12 protein-coding genes and 1 pseudogene are annotated in these 19,571 nt (G+C 38.6%); 9 read left to right on the top strand and 4 right to left on the bottom strand.

Annotated elements, in window-relative coordinates:
• Nucleotides 1–93: 93 nt before the first annotated feature.
• On the bottom strand, nucleotides 94–3,243 hold the full coding sequence (locus AX663_RS04425; protein WP_060972812.1) for a KxYKxGKxW signal peptide domain-containing protein: 3,150 nt from the start codon (nucleotides 3,241–3,243) through the stop codon (nucleotides 94–96).
• A gap of 325 nt (nucleotides 3,244–3,568) precedes the next feature.
• Here AX663_RS04425 and AX663_RS04430 point away from each other — a divergent pair, with 325 nt between their 5' ends.
• The 3 genes and pseudogenes from AX663_RS04430 to AX663_RS04440 all read left to right on the top strand — a co-directional run bounded on the left by AX663_RS04430 (nucleotide 3,569) and on the right by AX663_RS04440 (nucleotide 8,231).
• Nucleotides 3,569–4,954 carry an amino acid permease gene (locus AX663_RS04430; RefSeq protein WP_060972813.1) on the top strand — a complete coding sequence of 462 codons (1,386 nt, stop codon included), beginning with the start codon at nucleotides 3,569–3,571 and terminating at the stop codon, nucleotides 4,952–4,954.
• A 73-nt stretch (nucleotides 4,955–5,027) separates the two neighbouring features.
• Entirely contained in the window at nucleotides 5,028–5,471 is a 444-nt protein-coding gene (locus AX663_RS04435; protein WP_060972814.1) for an ASCH domain-containing protein, read from the top strand.
• A gap of 121 nt (nucleotides 5,472–5,592) precedes the next feature.
• Nucleotides 5,593–8,231 (top strand): annotated as a pseudogene (locus AX663_RS04440) (carbohydrate-binding domain-containing protein).
• A 71-nt stretch (nucleotides 8,232–8,302) separates the two neighbouring features.
• On the opposite strand, the gene AX663_RS04445 reads toward AX663_RS04440, so the two are convergent.
• The 3 genes from AX663_RS04445 to AX663_RS04455 form a co-directional block, all read right to left on the bottom strand.
• Complete coding sequence (locus AX663_RS04445; protein ID WP_060972815.1) at nucleotides 8,303–8,497, bottom strand: CsbD family protein; 195 nt, start codon at nucleotides 8,495–8,497, stop codon at nucleotides 8,303–8,305.
• A gap of 66 nt (nucleotides 8,498–8,563) precedes the next feature.
• Nucleotides 8,564–9,196, bottom strand: a complete 633-nt coding sequence (locus AX663_RS04450) for a DUF421 domain-containing protein (protein WP_060972816.1) — start codon at nucleotides 9,194–9,196, stop codon at nucleotides 8,564–8,566.
• A complete protein-coding gene (locus tag AX663_RS04455; RefSeq protein WP_060972817.1) occupies nucleotides 9,193–9,645 on the bottom strand; it encodes a DUF3290 family protein in 453 nt (150 codons plus the stop codon). Before AX663_RS04455 ends, AX663_RS04450 begins: the two co-directional genes overlap by 4 nt.
• 371 nt (nucleotides 9,646–10,016) lie before the next feature.
• Here AX663_RS04455 and manA point away from each other — a divergent pair, with 371 nt between their 5' ends.
• From manA to AX663_RS04485, 6 genes are all read left to right on the top strand, one after another.
• Nucleotides 10,017–10,958 carry a mannose-6-phosphate isomerase, class I gene (gene manA / locus AX663_RS04460; protein WP_060972818.1) on the top strand — a complete coding sequence of 314 codons (942 nt, stop codon included), beginning with the start codon at nucleotides 10,017–10,019 and terminating at the stop codon, nucleotides 10,956–10,958.
• 215 nt (nucleotides 10,959–11,173) lie between these two features.
• Nucleotides 11,174–12,502 carry a branched-chain amino acid transport system II carrier protein gene (gene brnQ / locus AX663_RS04465; RefSeq protein WP_060972819.1) on the top strand — a complete coding sequence of 443 codons (1,329 nt, stop codon included), beginning with the start codon at nucleotides 11,174–11,176 and terminating at the stop codon, nucleotides 12,500–12,502.
• A 164-nt stretch (nucleotides 12,503–12,666) separates the two neighbouring features.
• On the top strand, nucleotides 12,667–15,141 hold the full coding sequence (locus tag AX663_RS04470; RefSeq protein ID WP_060972820.1) for a dynamin family protein: 2,475 nt from the start codon (nucleotides 12,667–12,669) through the stop codon (nucleotides 15,139–15,141).
• 19 nt (nucleotides 15,142–15,160) lie between these two features.
• On the top strand, nucleotides 15,161–18,550 hold the full coding sequence (locus tag AX663_RS04475) for an ATP-binding protein (protein WP_060972821.1): 3,390 nt from the start codon (nucleotides 15,161–15,163) through the stop codon (nucleotides 18,548–18,550).
• Complete coding sequence (locus tag AX663_RS04480) at nucleotides 18,550–19,143, top strand: HNH endonuclease (protein ID WP_060972822.1); 594 nt, start codon at nucleotides 18,550–18,552, stop codon at nucleotides 19,141–19,143. Before AX663_RS04475 ends, AX663_RS04480 begins: the two co-directional genes overlap by 1 nt.
• Nucleotides 19,140–19,517, top strand: coding sequence for a hypothetical protein (locus tag AX663_RS04485; RefSeq protein ID WP_060972823.1), 378 nt, complete (start codon nucleotides 19,140–19,142; stop codon nucleotides 19,515–19,517). Before AX663_RS04480 ends, AX663_RS04485 begins: the two co-directional genes overlap by 4 nt.
• The last annotated feature ends 54 nt before the right edge of the window (nucleotides 19,518–19,571 follow it).

The following is a 19,571-nucleotide window of genomic DNA, read 5'->3' on the forward strand; positions in this document are numbered from 1 at the left end:
TTTAGTTTCCTAAATGTAATGTTAGTTTATATGGTACTTAACTCCCACCAAAAAAACCAAGACTTTCGTCTCGGTTTCAGGTTTCATCTCATCTTAAGACACCACATGTCCATCTTTATCGAAGGTATAGAGTTTACCGTCGATGAGGACAGAGCGGTTAGTGTATCTTTCACCTGTTTTAGGGTCGAAATAGTAGGTGTAATTATCAACTGTGATAAAGCGTCCTAGGACTTGTTTGCCTTCAGCGTCGAAGTAGAGGACCTTGCCATCAACTTCTTGGAAGCCGGTCACTTTCTCACCTTTGTCATTGTAATAGTAGTTATCTCCTTTATCGTAGACGATACGATTGCGGTAGGCAGGTTCACCCTTGCGGTCAGCAACTACGCCATTGTCATCAGCGTTATAGGCTCTATCTCCAATGACAAAACGTCCTGTTTCAAGGTTTCCGCTAGCTCGGAAGTAGTAGTCCTTGCCGTCGATGGTTTGCCAACCTGTCAGAGCAGCTCCGTCATTGCCATAGTAGCGTGTTGGGTAGTATGGAAAACGTGGAGAACCTTCGTAGTTGTATGATTTTGAAAAGGCGTTGCGTGTCATGATACCAGTCAATTGGTCAAATTGGTATGTCTTACCGTTGATTGTAACCTCTATGCCTTTGGCTTGACGGCCATCTTCATAGAAATAGTAACTGACGCCATCAAAGGTCTTCAAACCAGTGACTTTTTGGCCATTTTCATAGAGATAACTTGTACCGTTACGATCCGTCTTCAATTGGTCAAAGTGGATGGCTTTTTCTTTTGTCTCGTCAATACCCTTGGCATCAAAATTAAAGGTTACACCACGATAGGTAAGGGCCTTGTTAGTTGTTGCAATGGCAACGTTTGTGGTCACTTTTTGACCATTTGGTGCTGTGAAGGTCATTGGTGTTGAGTCGAAATGGTAGAGGTGCCCATTCAGAATGTCCCATTCGTCAAAAGTTGACCATTGTGATTGGCGAACACTACTATATTTTGATCCAAGAATCTTGCCATCATATTGATAAGGACCTTCTTTGATTTTACCATCAGCATCTGTGATATAGACGCCTTTAAGTTCATAATCATTTTCACCAGTACGCTTGAATTCAGGATAGAGACCGTTTGTCAAGAGTTTTCCATCTGGACTAAAGAGCTGAGAGTTGACGACTCCTGTGTAGAGACTTCCTTTAAAGGCATCATTATCAGAATAGTCGCTACCATAGTAACGGTTGCCATCAACTTCAAACCAACCTGTCTTGAAGGCACCATCACTTCCTGCGTAGTAGATAGTTTCAGAGAAGACACCGTAATGGTCAGTGGATGTATCATGATAAAAGGCGTTGCGAAGAACAGCACCAGTTTCGCTGTTAGCGAAATACTGGTTATCACCTAGAGTAAAGAAAGCACCTCGGACTTGTTGGCCCTTATCGTTAAAGTAGTAGAGGTCCTTGTTAATAGTTTGGAAACCAGTGACCTTTTTGCCGTTAGCATCATAGTAGTACCATTCTTGATCGCTACCTTGAACAAATTGGTTTCGATTTGAGGTTTGAGCAGTTTTAAGAGTCGCCACACCATTGCTATCAAAGTTATAGACCGTACCGTTTAAGGTAAGTGAGCGATTAACCCACTTGTCACCTGTATTTGGATCGAAGTAGTAGGTTTTGCCGTCAATGGTAACCAGTTGTCCCTTGGCTTGGACACCATATTCGTGGAAATAAAGGTTCTGACCGTTAATGGTTTGGAAACCAGACACGGCTTTACCATCAGATCCGAAGTAGTACCAAGAGTTATCTCTATTAACGAATTGGTTAGTTACTGGATTTCCATTATCTTTATCTAGATAGTAGATATCGTTATCGTAGTAAAGGAAGTCACCTTTGACTTGTTGTCCACTATTATGGAAGTAGTGAAGGTTACCGTCCACCGTTTGAAAACCGTGAAGCGCTTTACCATCTTTACCAAAGTAATACCAATTCCCTTTATCATCAGAAACATAACGATTGGTTACCATAATACCAGTCTTAGGATCAAAGTAATACTGTTGTCCGTTTAGGTTTTGAACGCTTGTCTTATAGTCGGATTGGCTACGGTCTAGGAATTCGGTTTGGAAACCAAATGGGACTGAGAAGCCTTTAGTTGCCTTGTAATTGTCGAAGTAGTACCAGTTACCCGATTTATCTGAGACAAAGACAGAATCAGGTTGATTACCAGTAGCATCAAAGTAGTAAAGATTACCATTCTCGGTAACAAAGTCATCTTTTACCATCTTGCCATCTTTATCGAAGTAGTAGTAACCAAAGTATTTATGGTTTGCATAATCAAGATATTGGCGACCTGTCACACGACGTCCATTGTCTTTATCGAAATAGTAGCTATCACCATTAATAGTAACGTTTTCGTTTTTAGCTTGTCGACCGTCTTCGTGGAAGTAGAGGTTAAATGTATCAATAGTCTGAGCACCAGTGACGGGTTTCCCATCTTTGCCGAGGTAATACCAGTTGTGGTTATTATCTTCGATAAACTGGTTGCGTTTGTTCGTTTCAGGGAGAACTGCTGTCAAACGACCTTGGGCATCAGCATTGTAGGCTTGACCATCGATGTTGATAGAGGTATTGGTTACCTTACGTCCATTGGCTTTGTCATAGTAGAAAGATTGTCCATTTACAGTGATAATCTCACCTTTGGCTTGCTTTCCATCCTCGTGGAAATAAAGGTCGAAATGGTCAACGTTTTGAGCACCTGTTAGATTTTTCCCATCTTTGAGGTAGTACCAGTTGCCTTCAGCATCACTCTTGAATTGACCGCCAGAAACGACAGTAGTTTCAACAGATTCTGGTGCTTGACTGTTTACTTCAGTGACTGTGCTAGCTGTTTCTGAAGTTGAAGTTGCCGTTCTCGTTTCGCCACTAGCCAAATTGTAAGTGCTACTTGCTTGATCTTCTTTAAGGACTGGCTGCTTTTCCGTTGTAACAGTAGCAGTTGTATCAGCTGCATTATTGGTTGCGACTTGATCAGCTTTTGTCGTAGCTACAGTTGTTTCTGTGACGACAAAATCAGGATTTTGGCTGACGCTCTCAGGTGTGCTTGCTGAGGTGACTTGATTCGCAGCTTGTTCGTCGGCAGAGACATCAACTCCAATCAATGAGGCACCAAGTGCCAAACCAGATACGGCAATGGTAACCCATTGTTTTTTCACTTTATGAAGTTTAAAATGAACTTTATTTTCCATAAAAGTTCCCCTTTTCCTTTTTAATGCCCCCATTCTAACATCTTTCATTAGAAGAATCAAACGCATTCATAAGATTTTCATATTTTTTCTAAAAATTGAAAATTCTTTCGAGATAAGGATTTTAGAAACAAAAATGAATGCTAAAGAACCACTTTAGCAAGTTTCTTTTGATAGAGATGTATGTAAAATTAAAAAGCAAGCACTGGGAGTCCCCATTTTTGGCATAGCATTCAACAATAAAAGTATAAAAATACAGAAAGGGGCCCTTTTAGGCCAAGAAATATGGTATAATAGTTCGGTATTTCGCAAAAAATGGAGTATAAAAATGAGTATTTTTCGTAAAAAGGATGTTGGTCTCGCTCAGACTGAGATGAAACGACATCTGACCCTTAGGGATGTAGTCCTTCTGGGAATCGGTGCCATGGTTGGGACAGGAATCTTTACGATTACTGGTACCGCGGCATCGACTCTAGCTGGTCCTGCCCTGATTATTTCGGTCTTGATTTCAGCCGTGTGTGTTGGGATGTCAGCTATTTTCTTTGCTGAGTTTGCCTCACGTTACCCATCGGCTGGTGGTGTTTATGGTTATCTCTATGCTGTCTGGGGGGAGTATCCTGCTTGGATGGGTGGCTGGTTGACCATGATTGTCTTTATGAATGCCGTATCCAGTGTTGCCTCTGGTTGGGGTGCCTACCTCAAGGGGCTACTGGCTAGCTTTGGTCTTAAGTTGCCTCAAGCTATCAGTGGACCTTTCAATCCCAGTCAAGGCACTTACATAGACCTCTTGCCAGTCTTGGTCTTGGTCTTGGTGACGGCTCTTCTTCTCATGAATTCTAAAAAGGCTTTACGTTTGAACTCCCTCTTGGTAGTACTCAAATTTTCAGCCTTAGCGGTCTTTGTCTTAGTGGGTCTCTTCCATTTGAATCCTAGCAACTGGGCAGATTTTGCACCATTTGGCTTTGGACAAATTTATGGAGGAAAGACAGGAATTATGGCAGGTGCTTCCCTCATGTTCTTTGGTTTCCTTGGTTTCGAGTCTATCTCTATGACAGTAGACGAGATTAAAGAGCCGCAAAAGAACGTTCCTCGAGGTATCGTTCTTGCCTTGATTATCGTAGCTTCACTTTATGCCGTGGTTTCGCTGGTCTTGACAGGAGTTGTTCACTATACCAAGTTGAATGTTGATGATGCTGTGGCTTATGCCCTTCGCTATATCGGTATTTCTTGGGCAGCCAACTACGTATCAGTGGTTGCTATTATGACCTTGATTACGGTATGTATCTCAATGGCCTATGCCCTTAGCCGTATGGTTTATAGCCTGGCGCGTGATGGTTTCCTTCCTCAAACCTTCCAAAAGGTTTCAAAGACTAATAAGGTTCCACATCATGCGACGCTTTTGACAGGTGTTTTGTCAGCTATCTCAGCAGGTATCTTCTCTTTGGCCAATATGGCATCCTTGGTTAACATTGCGACCTTGGCTTACTTGGTCCTCTTGGCTATTGCCCTCATTATTCTTCGTAAGGACAAGGGCTTGCCACAGAAGGATGAGTTTAAGGTTCCATTTGTTCCTGTCTTGCCCATTATTTCAATTATCGTCTGCCTCTCCTTTATGAGTCAGTACAGTTGGCAGACATGGTTAACCTTTGGTTTGGCAGTGCTAATTGGGTCAGCGATCTATGCCTTTTACGGTTACAAACATTCTAAGTATTAAGATGAAAATGTTAGGTCTGATGATCTAGCGTTTTTTGATATAATGGAAAGGAAGTAAAAGCAGGAGTAGATTGATGAATTCAGACCAGATGTGGCAAGCTTATAAGATTTTAAATCAGACAATCGGAGATAAGATTGATGCCTGGGCCTTTGGCGTGGAAGCAGATTATTTGGCAGAACTCGTATTGATGGGGCAAAAGACAGCAACCAGTTCAGCTTTTGACTTGTATGCAGTGGCGAATGAACCATTGCCCAAGGAAAATGAACTGAGCGTCATTCTTGATAGTAAGGAGAATGCTATTTGTATTATTGAAACGACGAAAGTTGAGGTCATCCCATTTAAAGAGGTTTCTAAAGACCATGCCTACAAGGAAGGTGAAGGAGACCGTAGGTTAACCTATTGGCGAGAGCTTCATGAGGATCTCTTTAGCAAATGGTTGCATGAGGTTGGACTACATTTTAGTCAGGACAGTCTAGTTGTGTTGGAAGAATTTAGAGTGGTTTATCCTATAGATTGAAAGTTCCCATAGTTTTGGGGATTTTTTTTACTTTAAGGAAAGATTAACCTTTCTTTAAGTCTTGTCTTAGGTTTCTTGTGTTTAATAGAGGCATCTCAAAAGTAAGAAAGAGGTCTAAGATATGACATACAAACATAGCAAACAAACACAAGAACGTTACGCCATTAAAAAATCATCAAAATGGAAAACTGCAGGCTCAGTCCTAGTAGCGAGCTTAATTTTTGGTAGCTCGGTCGTCTTAAATGAAAATAAGGCTGCAGCCGATGAGACTAACACCGAATCAACACTATCAACGGTTACGACGGGTGAAACTACTGCTGATTTGATTGAAGAAAGTGTGCAGACAGAAGATGCGTCAAATACTAGTGAGACAAGTACAGACACTGATACAAGTACTACAACTACGACATCTGACACTAATTCATCAGCAACAAGTTCAACATCCGACGCAACAGAAACATCGTCAAGCAGTGAAATATCTGATCATTCAAGTACTTCCGCAACTCCAGAAGCAAGTTCTTCTGAAACTGCTGAAAGCACAACTAGTGAAACCTCAGCATCTGAAACGAACAATGCAGAAGAAAACACTAGCTCTAATACAAGCTCAAGCACCACTGAAGCCACTGCATCTGAAACAGCTTCAGTGTTAACCAACAGCGCCTCAGATTCAGCTACTGAAACGACAACTGAGTCTGAAGATAGTGATTCAGAAAGCTCAACGACAACGATTACCTTTAATGGGACAACTGTTGTAACGAGTGATAGTAGCACAGTAACAGTTGATGGCCTACCGTTACCATTAATCAATCAGGTTCATATACTTTAACTGGAAATGGTTCAAGTTATACCATTATTGTGGCGGGTAGTGTGACAGATCCGGTGACGATCTACTTGGATGGTGTGACCTTAACGGATTCGTCTATTACTTCCAATTCTTCAGCAGAATTGACTGTTAATGTCCTTTCAGACAGTTCTATTTCTTCGACGTCTGCTAATGCGATTGAAGCCGCTGGTGCCTTAACAATCACGAGTGGTACTGGAAGCACCCTTACCCTTTCAAGTACTGAAAAGCACGCCATCAAGGCTGATAGTGTGACTGTTGATTCAGTAACGCTTGATTTGACGTCAGAGGCTAAAGATGGTATCAATGCGACGACAGCTGTAACTATTAAAAATGCCACAGTCAACATCACAGCAACTGATGACGGTATTCAGGTCGAAGACGAAACAGATGTGAACAGTGGTGATTTGACGATTACCGACTCAACGGTAACCATTAATGCAACTGATAAAGGTATCACGGTTACAGATGAATTGACTGTCGAAGGCAATTCTAAAGTAACAGTTGTAGCAGGTGACGAAGGCCTTGAAGGGCGTTATATCAATTTGACAGGTGGAACCGTTGATATCACTGCTGGTGATGATGGTATTAACGCCACTGAGTGGACGACCAAGGACAGCGCTGATACTTCAAGCTTAACCAATTCGACTTCTGACTTGGAAAATGAAGTGGGCATCAATATTGACGGTGCAACGGTAACTATCTTGGCAGACGGTGATGGTATCGACAGTAACGGCAATGTGACAGTGAAAAGTGGTTCTCTCTACGTCGCTCAGACAAGTGCAGATAATGCTGCTATCGACTACGATGGAACAGGTATTATTTCTGGCGGTACCGTTTGGGCCATAGGTAACCAAGGAATGGCTCAGGCCTTTACAACGGGTTCAAGCCAGTCTTATATCATGGCCAACATCTCTGGTAGTGCTGGAGATACCATCACAGTTACAGATAGTTCTGGAAATGTTGTAGCGACCACAACAGCAACAACTTCATTTGGAAATGTGGTCTTTAGTACCGAGAGTCTAACTTCGGGTGAAACCTATACCATTACGACATCAAGTGGTGCTAGTGTGACTGCAACAGCTACTGAAGAAGGCACAAACAATGGTCCTGGTGCTGGTGGCATAGGCGGCTTCCCAGGCGGTGGCTTTGGCAATAGCTCAATGTCTGATAACTTCGGAGGCTACGGCAGACCAACTAGCTATGGTGGCAGCTCTACAAATACGGGTACCGTCAATACCCCATGGGGCCAATCTGCTTCGACAAGTTCTGAGAATACAACTAGCACAAGTAGTACAAGTTCAACAAGCCAGACGGCTAATACTGGACGTCCAACCCCACCAAACTTTGCTAGTCAAACAAGTAGCTCAAACTCTATAAATATGAGCCCTACGACAAGCAGCAGTGCTAATCAACCAGCTACCAATGCTCCAGCAATGACAGCGACAAACACAGCTTTATCAAATCAAAATACGTCAACATCAAATCCTTCAAGCTTTGAAGGAGCATCGCTTAAATCAAATACCTCTCTCGCTAACCAGCCTACAAAAGAGCAATCGACACAAACAATGACCAATACATCAAGCAGTGCCCAACAACAAGCTCATGAGACTGCTGAGAAATTGAATAAGATTCTTACTCAAAATCAAAGTTCCCAAGCGGAATCAAAAGGTCAGCTAAGAGAAGTTTCCAACCAAAAGGAAGCTACAAAAACAAATGTTCAGACTGATTTTGCTCAAAAACAAAATACCCAAACAAGTTCTAAGGCTAATCAGTCATCTAAAAGTTCACAAAGCAATCAAACAAGTAAATCAAGTCTACCAAATACTGGTGATGTGAGTAGCTTGGGACTAGGCGCATTAGGAGCAGTTATGATGACAACCTCATTTGCACTTAAAGGAAGCAAGCATTCTCGTTAGTAATTTTAGTTTAGAAAACAAATAAAAAAAGAAGTTCTCTTGCCAAATGGCTTGAAAACTTCTTTTTTGTCTTATTTTTTAAAGTTATTTTTAAGGCCTTCAACAGCACCTTCAACGCCTTCTTTAACATCTTCGATACCGTCTTTTGCTTTTGCTACAACTTTTTCAACAGCACCTTCAATTTCAGTCTTTTTGTCGCCAGTCAGTTTACCAGCACCCTCTTTAAGAGCACCTTTAGCTTGATTCAATTTATCTTCGATTCCCATGATAGAACCTCCTTTTTATGATGAGACCATTGTAGACAATATTAAACGGTAATGCAAGTATTTTGTTTAATAAGTGACAACATTAATCTTTCCTTTATCATATTCAGCGATGAAGATATCTGAAATGTTGTCATATCCCATTTTTTGAAGCTCTTCATTTAACCAATCCTCCGTTTTACCAATAGTATCAAGAATTTCTGTTTGAATGACCCCATCAGTAATGATTGGATATTTTGGATTTTCATCGCCAGAACGGACCACAATCAATTGGCCGTTCTGTTCAATAACTGCACGTTTAACCTCTTTGAGTTGAAAAATTCCTTGAGAACGTAATTTTAAAGCGACATCAGAAGCTGAAAGTCCTATAGAGCGACAAGCTTCAGGATCTAGTTGACCCTGTTTGATGATGAGAGTTGGTTTACCGTCAATCAAATGTTTGATGAAGCGAATATTGGTGATGAGCCATTTAAGAAGTAAGATCAAAATAGTCCAAATAATCAGGATAACAAAGTACTGAAGGATGGAAACGGTACTATTATAAATTGTACCACCGATGATTCCACCAAGAACAAAGTTCTGTACTTGGTCAGCAGCTGAGCTAGGTGCTAGGTTTCCTTTACCTGTTAAATTGATAACAAAGACGAGTGAAATAAGCCCCAAAGCTAGTTTAATTGCAACAGCAAGATAAAAAGATGTCATTTTTTAACCTCCACGAGTTCAACATCAGACTTGTAAAGTTTTATTTGTTCTAGCAAGTAGCTGTCAGGTTCTGAACCTGAGATGGCACGATAGTATTTGTTTCCAACTTTGAGGATAGCATCATCTGTAGTAGTAGAAGTATTGACATAAACTTTACTCTTATCAACGTCGAGATTTTTAGACACAATCTCGATAAAGTGAAGAGATGCTCTAAATTGGTCATTGTTTGATTGATTGCTTTGGAAATTACTGATAGCAATTAGAACCACGGCAACTAAGGTTAAAATAGAAATAATAGAGAGTTCACGAAACTTAGTATCATGGCGTTCTTTGAAGGCTTTAAAAGCAAATACACCGGTCACTAAAATAAGTCCTGCAATAATGGCAACCATAACCCAGTTTTGTTGGCTAATCTGACTTAGCACATAGTCATAGGAATAGAATTTCATTGAGAGATTTCCTTTCATAATATCAATAACATTATAGGTTAAAAAGTCTTTAAATTCAATCAATCTATCCGAAAAATGAAGGAATGAGTAGGATTCTTAAAGGAAATTTGCTATTGAAATGACTTGCAGCCATTAAGCCAAAATCTTATGATTTCTTTAAGGACTCTGTTGATATTTTCACAAATTATGCTTATAATTGAGGTAATCAACAATCAGAACTTGCCTAAATTTTTCGAGAATCAGAAGTCTGGTAACTTAAAGAGATTGGTTATTTTATGTAAGACTTCACTGTTAATCTCTAAGAGAGTTAACACCTTTTCTTGAATTCCAAAAAATGTTAAGGCCTCTCGTTCCTAGAAAAAGGAGTAATTATGTCTGAACCATTATTTTTACAATCTGTTATGCAAGAAAAAATCTGGGGTGGCACACATTTGCGTGATGTCTTTGGCTACGACATTCCAAGCGACCATGTCGGAGAGTACTGGGCTATTTCTGCTCACCCAAATGGTGTTTCTACTATTAAGAATGGTCGTTATGCCGGTCAAACTTTAGATGTTCTTTATGCAGAGCACCGTGAGTTGTTCGGCAATCGTCAGGAACCTGTCTTCCCACTTTTGACTAAGATTTTGGATGCCAATGATTGGCTTAGCGTACAGGTCCATCCAGATGATGCTTATGGACTTGAACATGAAGGTGAGCTTGGTAAAACAGAGTGTTGGTATATCATTGCTGCTAAGCCAGGTGCAGAAATTATTTATGGCCACAATGCCAAATCAAAAGAAGAACTGCGTCAGCAAATTGAAAGTAAGGATTGGGAAAATCTTTTGACTAAGGTTCCAGTTAAAGCAGGTGATTTCTTCTATGTGCCAAGTGGTACCATGCATGCTATTGGTGCAGGTATCATGGTTCTTGAAACACAACAATCTAGTGATACGACCTACCGTGTTTATGATTTTGACCGTAAAGATGATCAAGGTAACCTGCGTGAACTCCATCTTGAAAAATCTATCGATGTCCTTAATATCGGTGAGCCAGCCAACAGTCGACCAGTCACAACAAAAATAGATGACCTCAAATCAACGCTCTTAGTAGCAAGTGATTTCTTCGCCGTTTATAAATGGGAAATCTCAGGTAAGGCTGATTTTGAAAAGACTGCTGATTACAGTTTGTTTAGTGTACTTGACGGTCAAGGAAGCCTCTTAGTCGATGATCAAGAATACCCAATTGCAAAAGGCAGCCACTTTATTCTTCCTAGCGATGTTGAAGCATGGCAAATTAAGGGAAACCTTGAACTGATTGTCAGTCACCCATAATCAAAATATCAAACTAGACGAGATGAGAATCTTGTCTAGTTTTTTTGTACAAGGATACAGAAAATTTGCAATTTTAAAAACCTTTGTAAATACGTTTCAATAGCTTGAAGTTCCAAACTAATCATGTCATACTAAATAAGTTGACTAAAATTATAATAAACAAGTTGTGTCTATTTGGGGCATAAAATCTTGTTTGTTTTAGATTGGAGAAACTTATGTTAAAAAAGGGAAGCCTTACAGCTTTATTGTTGTTTGGTATGTTCTTTGGAGCGGGAAATCTGACTTTTCCCCCTCAGTTAGGCTTTGAATCTGGAGGTCATTTTTGGCCAGCCATTGCCGGCTTTGTCCTATCAGGTGTTGGTATTGCCATCCTAACACTAGTTATCGGGACTTTAAATCCTAAGGGTTACATTCATGAGATTTCTCAAAAAATCTCGCCTAAGTTTGCCCTAGTCTATTTGGCAGTACTTTATCTGTCCATTGGTCCTTTCTTTGCCATTCCTAGAACGGCGGCCACCGCCTTTTCAATTGGCTTCTCGCCTTTGATTGGAAGTGGACATACTAGCCTTTGGCTCTTTGTCTTTACCGTAATCTACTTTGCTCTAGCACTTTGGATTGCCATGAATCCATCTAAAATTTTAGATAGTATTGGACGTATATTGACGCCTATCTTTGCCATCATGATTGTTGTCGTTATCGTGGCAGGAGCATTTAAATATGGTGGTCACAATCCTCAGGATGCAAGTCAAGCCTATCAGGCTTCTGCTTTTGGTAAAGGATTCTTGGAAGGCTACAACACCTTGGATGCCTTGGCTTCTGTGGCCTTCAGTGTAGTAGCAGTAGTCACACTCAACCAATTAGGCTTCAAGTCTAAAAAAGAGTATATCTCAACGATTTGGGTCGTTGGTTTCGTAGTGACGCTTCTCTTTGGTGCTCTGTATTTGGGATTAGCCTTTTTGGGGAATCATTTCCCACTCCAAGTGGCGGGATTACCAAAAGATGCCAATATTGGTGCAAGTGTCTTGTCACAAGCCACACAAGCCATCTTTGGACCAGCGGCTCAGATTTTCCTAGCTATCATGGTGACAGTGACTTGCTTCACAACAACCGCAGGACTTATCGTTGCGACTGGGGAATTCTTCCACAAGGCATTTCCGAAAGTATCTTACAAGGCTTACGCCATTATCTTTGCCTTGATTGGGTTTGCGATTGCCAACTTGGGACTTAACAATATCATTGCTTTCTCAGTGCCAGTGCTTTTAATTCTCTACCCAATCACCATCACGATTGTTATGATTGTGATTGCCAACAAGTTCGTGGCCTTGTCTAAACCTGGTATGCAAGTGACAGTTGCAGTAGTCACGCTGATTGCCTTGCTTAGTGTAATTGGAAGCCAGTTTAAACTTGCGGGACTCAATGCCCTCATTAACTTCCTTCCATTATCAGGAGCATCACTGCCATGGTTGATACCAGCCATCTTGTGTATTCTTTTGTCTCTCATCTTACCTGATAAGATTAAGAGCGAAAGCTTCGAAATGGAATAAACATACTAATCCTATCACATAATATGTGATGGGATTTTTTGTGTGGGGTGAAAAATGAGCTAAACATTAGATAAATAAAAATAGTTAGATTTTATAGAAAGCGCATACAGAAAACCGTTTGCTGTGATATAATACACTTGTATTATTAAATAATCGGAGTAATTATGAATAAAATTAAAGTTGTAAGTAATCCTTACGAAAAGACAGTAACTTTTAGCCGTTACGACTTATCTAGTGAAAGTTGGATAACAATAAATAGTGAGAATAACTCAAATAGTAAGTTAGTTTCAGCCGTTTTTCAACGTGGCTTTTTTCCTTTTAAGGTATATGATATTTTAAAAGAAATTGAAAATGAGTATGCTGTTCCAGATGAAAAACTTGAATTAATTTTTGAGGGGCCAAATGATGAGAAGCAACAGTTAGATGAAGCATTAAAAGATGAGCGCTTTTCAAATATTATTTTGTCATCATCAACAAACTATTTAGAGAATGCACGTGATGTTCTACCAGAAATTAATCGTATTTTTAGAAATCTTGAGCCACTGATTATAAAGAATATTGGTGAGAGCAACAAGGAAATTGAAGCACAGTTAAAACGCTTTTCGGATGCTTCGGGAGATACAGTTCCTATCTGTGTGCTCGGAACTTATAGTGCAGGAAAGTCGACCTTTATTAATGCCTTGATTGGACAGGAATTACTTCCAAGTGCTGAGACTCCCGTGACCGCTAAAATCTATAAAATCACGGCTAGTACTTATGAAGATCGTGCTAAAATCTCTTTTATATTTAAAGATGATAGAGTTGTTCTTACTTTCCATGATGATCAAGTGTTTTATGATGGATTAAATGAGACTGATGCATTTGGTAAGGAAATAAATGAAATATTGAATGATTCTTTTGATTCAATCATTTCAAAGCTACATGCAGTTTTAGAAGTAATCAATGATTTTGCTGACGAAGGTGTTGGAGATTTAATCGAAATACTTGTCCCATTTTCAAAAGGTATTTTAGGAGATGTAGGTTCAAAAATTACGATATTCGACACTCCAGGTTCTAATTCATCAACAAATAGTCAACATTCCGAAGTTCTCGCTAATGCCATGGCTGGTATGTCAAATGGATTACCAGTTTTTGTAACTGACAGTAGTTCCTTGGATAGCAAAGACAACAGTAACTTAAAAGAAAAGCTTATTTCAGTAGATGGATTAGATGAACGGTTCACCATGATTGTGGTTAATAAGGCTGAGGCTGCAGATTTAAGTCTGGCTAATTTTAAACGTGATTCGTTTAGAAACAAGATTATGAATCAAGTCGTTCCAAGAGAATTATATGCTCAAGGCATTTATTACGTGTCTTCAATTTTAGGACTTGGATCGAAGTTAAAAGGGCATTTAGAGGGAGGATTCTATTCTGAGCAATTTGATACTTATAGAGAAAAATACTCAAATCCTGAAACGAAATACTATAAGAAGTTGTATGAGTTTGATATTCTTCCAAGACAAATGTCTAATACTGTTCGAGCAACTGCTGAAAAAAGTTCCGACCTTATTTATGCAAATAGTGGTTTATTAACCATTGAGGATTCTATTAAAACCTTTGTCGACCGCTATTCACACTATGACAAGTGTCAACAGGCAAAAGCTTTATTAGATAAGCTATTGTTGAAAACTAATGCAGTCATTGCTGAGAAAAATGAAGATTTGCATAGCAGAGAGGCAGAATTGGAGGCTAATCTTGATGACCAAAAATCTGTCATTGTTGAAAGATTGAAATCCACTTCATTATCCCAAAAAAATGACCTTTTGATCAAGTATCCAAAAGAAATGAAGATTTTCCAAGAGCGTCTAATGAAACAGATTGAAAAAGGGGATGTTCTAAACCGTTATAATGAAATACACAAAGAGATACTCTCATTAAATCCAACTTTAAATTTAACTGAGCATCAACAAATAGATATTAGTAATCTAAAATTAGGCAATATCAGTAATGAGTTTAGTAACTATCTCAGTGTTACACGTGAGAACAAGACAAAGAAAATCACTATAGAGAATCTAGCCTCTGCGCAAACAGTTGATTGTTTTAGAAATCAATTTGTAGAAGAACTTTATTTGTCAAGGGTTGAATTTGAACGTATTTCTAGCAGTTTTTGGGCTAATCATGCTTCTGAAATTAAATCTCAATTTGAGGCTATTATTTCAGGTGATTTGGGACTTGAACCAGAAAAACGTCAAAAGCTTTCTCACTTGATTTTATCTTATGAAGAGATAAATTTTGGTCAATTGAATCTTGAAAAATTTAGTAAAGAAGAACTCAGTTATGTCTTTAGATTGGGTGATTTTACTTTGAGATCAAGTAAAGTTAACGCGTCTGGCCTTAAGAGGACCTTTAATGATTTATTTAAATCAAAGATGACGGAATTTGCTGGAAGTATTTGTTCAGAGCATGAAAAAGCTTTTAAAATGTGGCTATTTAATCTCACAAGTATAATTGTCCAAAATATTATTGAATTTAGTCCAGAACTGAGTGCTTTGAATGCGAAAATTCAGAGAACAAAAAATGAAGTTGCAAGTTTAGAGGAGCAACAACAACAGATTGAAAATTATACTAACCAGATTAAACGTATGATTACTTGGAAATAGTTTTTTGTAGGTGAATCTTATGGGAATTAAAAACATTATTAATAAGGCAGGAGCTAAGGCTGCAGACAAGGTTGCGAAACTTTCAGCTTTGAGCCCAGAGCAACTTAAACAAGTTGAGGAGCAAAGAGAGAAATATCTAGCTGATCAACCTAATATTAGTGATGAGGAATTAACGAATCGCTTATTAGCTTCATGTGGAGTAGAGATTTTCAATTCGTATTTGGAACAGATAAAAGAACTCTATGTTCCTATCGAAAATAAGGTAGAATTTGGTACGGACTTCCAAGAATCATATAATATCAGGTATTTCAATATCACAAAATGGGTTGTAGACAAAAAAGAAAATAGTTTAGAAAAGCTCGTTAATGTTTATGAAGTGCTTTCTAATGAAGACTGTAATATTGCTCTGGTTTTCAATCGAACTGAGACTAATACAGAAGTTTTTCTGGCTGTGGTAAATACTAAGAATGATTCTGATAATGTTAATGTCGAAAATTATCGTAAGCGATTGTTAGAAGCCATTAAGGGTAACTTTCCTGGATCTACAGTTCAAAATGAGAAGGGAATTGGTAGGATTCCTTGTCTAGCAAACTCTAAGCCTTATTCGGTGGCAACGGTGTCAAATTTACCAACTGCCAAATCTGAAAAATTTATTAGCCAAACTATTGAAAAATTGATTGATGGAATCATTCCGTCACAACCATCCGAAAACTATACCTTAATCCTTTTAGCAAGTCCTATTCAGGATATAGAAAATAGAAAGTTGCGTTTGTCTGAGCTATTTTCAGCTTTAGCGCCTTATGAAAAATGGCAAACCAACTATACTTTCACAGCTTCAGATGCAACGACCTCTATGGCTACTTTTGGTGTTAATGTAGGAGCCAGTGCAGGTATTCAACACGGTAAGAATCAGTCAGTTAACCAATCTACTGGTGATACGCAAACCAGCGGTGAATCTCAAACAGATTCGTCTGGACAGACTGAGGGTACAAATACTTCCCATACAGATGGTACAAATAAAGGATCCAGTCATAATGTAAGTGTTCCGGTTGTTGGAGGATATGGTTATACTTGGAATAAAGGAACAAGTACTGCAGACTCTATTGGTCAATCGACTGCAAAAACTGTTAGCCGTGCGCTTGCTAAAACTGCTAGTCGTGCCTTATCTCAAACGGTTGGACAAACCTTGGGCTCTTCCAGTGGTGTTAGCTTAGGTTCTAATATCGGTGCTAATTTTGCGCGTGCCTCAAATGTGACTGCTACTGTTGGTAAGAACGAGGGCATTACCCAGTCCTTTACCAATCATAATATTTCTCACGCTCTTAAGGTCCTTGAAGAACAGATGAAACGTTTCGAAAAAGGAACAGCTATGGGCATGTGGGAGTTTGCTGCCTATGTACTAAGTGAAGACCAGAATATTGCGAATAATGTTGCTCATACATACTTAGCCTTGACCCAAGGAGAAGAGTCATTTATGAGTCAGTCTTCAGTTAATTTATGGAGGGGAGATTTAGGTGAGAGCAGTGGTGATGCAGAGGAGATTGTAGCGTACCTAAGAGAATTACGTCACCCTTTATTTGGATTGAACCCTAATTTGCTATTAGCTGATTCAACCTTTAATGTCTATCCATCTATCGTGACGTCGACAGTACCTCTTACTGGTCAAGAATTGGCCTTTTCATTGAATTTTCCTAGAAAATCTATCCCAGGACTACCGATTTTAGAGTGTGCAGAATTCGGACGAAATATTGCTAAATTTGATGAAGAAGGTGTTACTGATAAGGTGCTTCATTTAGGTGATATTTTCCATATGTATCATAAGGAAGATTTACCTGTTAACCTTAAACAAGACTCTTTAGCTTCGCATGTTTTTGTAACAGGAAGTACGGGATCTGGTAAGAGCAATACAATTTATCAACTCCTCAATGAAGGTAGAAAGAATGGCTTGAAATTCCTTGTTGTTGAACCTGCAAAAGGAGAATATAAGCATGTCTTTGGTAATCACGACGATGTTTCAGTTTATGGAACGAATCCTCAGCTAACACCTTTGTTGAGGTTGAATCCTTTTAGTTTCCCTAAAGAAATTCATATTTTAGAGCATTTAGATAGGTTAGTCGAAATTTTCAATGTATGCTGGCCGATGTATGCGGCAATGCCAGCAGTTTTGAAAAAAGCAGTTGAGCAATCTTATCAGGATTGTGGATGGGACCTCCTTGAATCAACTAACGCTTATGGTAGACTGTATCCAAACTTCAATGATATAGCAGACAATATTAAGAAGATAATTGATTCTAGTGAATATGATGATGAGAATAAAGGAGCCTACAAGGGAGCCTTATTAACTCGAATCGAATCTCTGACAAATGGGATTAATGGCCTTATCTTTTCAAGTGATGAACTCACCAATGATCATCTATTTGATTCAAATGTCATCGTTGACCTCAGTAGAGTTGGTTCCACTGAGACTAAATCTTTGCTAATGGGTATTTTGGTCTTGAAACTGCAAGAGTATCGCATGGCTAACGGGGATATGAATGCCGAATTAAAACACATCACTGTGCTCGAAGAAGCTCATAACCTCCTAAAACGCACATCAACAGAACAAATGGCTGAATCAGCTAATCTCTTAGGTAAAAGTGTGGAGATGTTGGCAAATGCCATTGCTGAAATGCGAACATATGGAGAAGGATTTATTATTGCTGATCAAGCTCCAGGTTTAATGGATTTGTCAGTTATCCGAAATACCAATACTAAGATTATCATGCGATTACCTGATTTTTCAGATCGTGATTTAGTAGGTAAGTCAGCTAATTTAAATGATGACCAAATCATAGAACTCGCCAAATTACCAAAGGGCGTTGCAGCAGTCTATCAAAATGAATGGATTCAACCAGTTTTATGTAAGGTTGAAAAAGTTGAGCATGAGTCTAATACATTTCAGAATACGTTTGTAGGAAGTGCTACGCCTAAAAGTTTCAAAGCCAACAATGTCAAATCGGTTATTTTAGATTATCTTATAACAAATTGGATGACCAAAGGTAAGCATGTAGATTATTCTAGTGTAAGTGAATTGATATTAAATTCAAATATCAGCTCAAAGATTAAAAGGCTTCTTATGGAAGTCAATGATTCTAACGGAGACGTTAATTTGAAGAGTTTGAGAGAACTTGTGTATGAATTGCTAGATGCCAATAGGGCAATCGAGAAATCAAAGGATGAAGACGATATTCATGATTGGGTTGACACTGTTGTACATAACTTCCAACTACCTATCGAATCTTACCCTAAAGAAACGATTAATATCATCTTGGCATTGGTAATTGAAGAACATCAGTTTCGAGATTCCTCTTACGAAAATCTATTTAAACGTTTTGTAGAAGTTCAAACAAAAGAAGGGGGCGTATACTAATGGAAGGAAAAAATCTTGAAGCTGTAAAAAATACTGCCGATAATTTTAAAAGTATTCTCCCAAAGGATAAATTGTCTGGACAAGACATTGAAAATTTTACAAAATCACTTTTTAAAATAAATGACAATAATTTTGAAAAGCAATTTATTCCTAGCACAAATGGTAACTGGACTGGTGAGCCTGGAAATTCGAAATGGATTCCTGATCCAAACTATGTTCCGCAGAATACACAAACGAATCCAGAACAGAAAACGATTAAGGAAATATTTCAACCATATGGTATTGATGGAATTACCTTTAAAAATTTTGAACCAGATTTTACACCTATAGCTAAAGAAAGCTTTAAAATAAAAAACTTTTCAGAAAAAAGGAATAAAAATTTTAAACAAGGTGATTTACAATTAGCTATCAAAATGGGAGTCAGTCCCGAAGAGGCAAAAGCTTATAGAAAAGAACATAGGCTTACCTATCATGAAAGAAGTGACATGAAAACCTTAGATCTGGTACCTATAGATGCCCACGGTGCAATTCCACATAAAGGTGGAATCGCTAAATGTAAAGAATTAAATGAAAAGAAAGGTAATGAATCATGATAGAGTCAAAATTTGGTGAATTAGAATTTGATTTTGGGTATTACACTCAGCTTGAAGTAAATTTGTTTTCACAATCTCAAATTGTTCCTGTAGATTTTTCTGCGTACTATGAAAATGATGGTATTACTGAACAACAAGAATCGGTATATTCTCACTTTCTAGAGGAAAAAGATAAACAGTTAGAAAAACTTCAAGCCCTGTTGATAGCTGAATTTGGTATTGAAAGTAAACAGAGATTTAGTTTAAGTGAATTGTATATCGAGAGAACCGGAGAACTAGCATTCCTATTTGATGATTCTGAAAATCCTGATGAAGGAATTGTTGTCCAATTGTTACCTGATGTATTGATTACCTGTCAATCTGTTTATTTGTAGAGTTATCAAGGTAATAAAGTCATCTATTTGGGTCCTATCACATAATATGTGATG

The sequence above is a fragment of the Streptococcus sp. CCH8-H5 genome (assembly GCF_001556505.1).
Lineage (GTDB): Bacteria > Bacillota > Bacilli > Lactobacillales > Streptococcaceae > Streptococcus.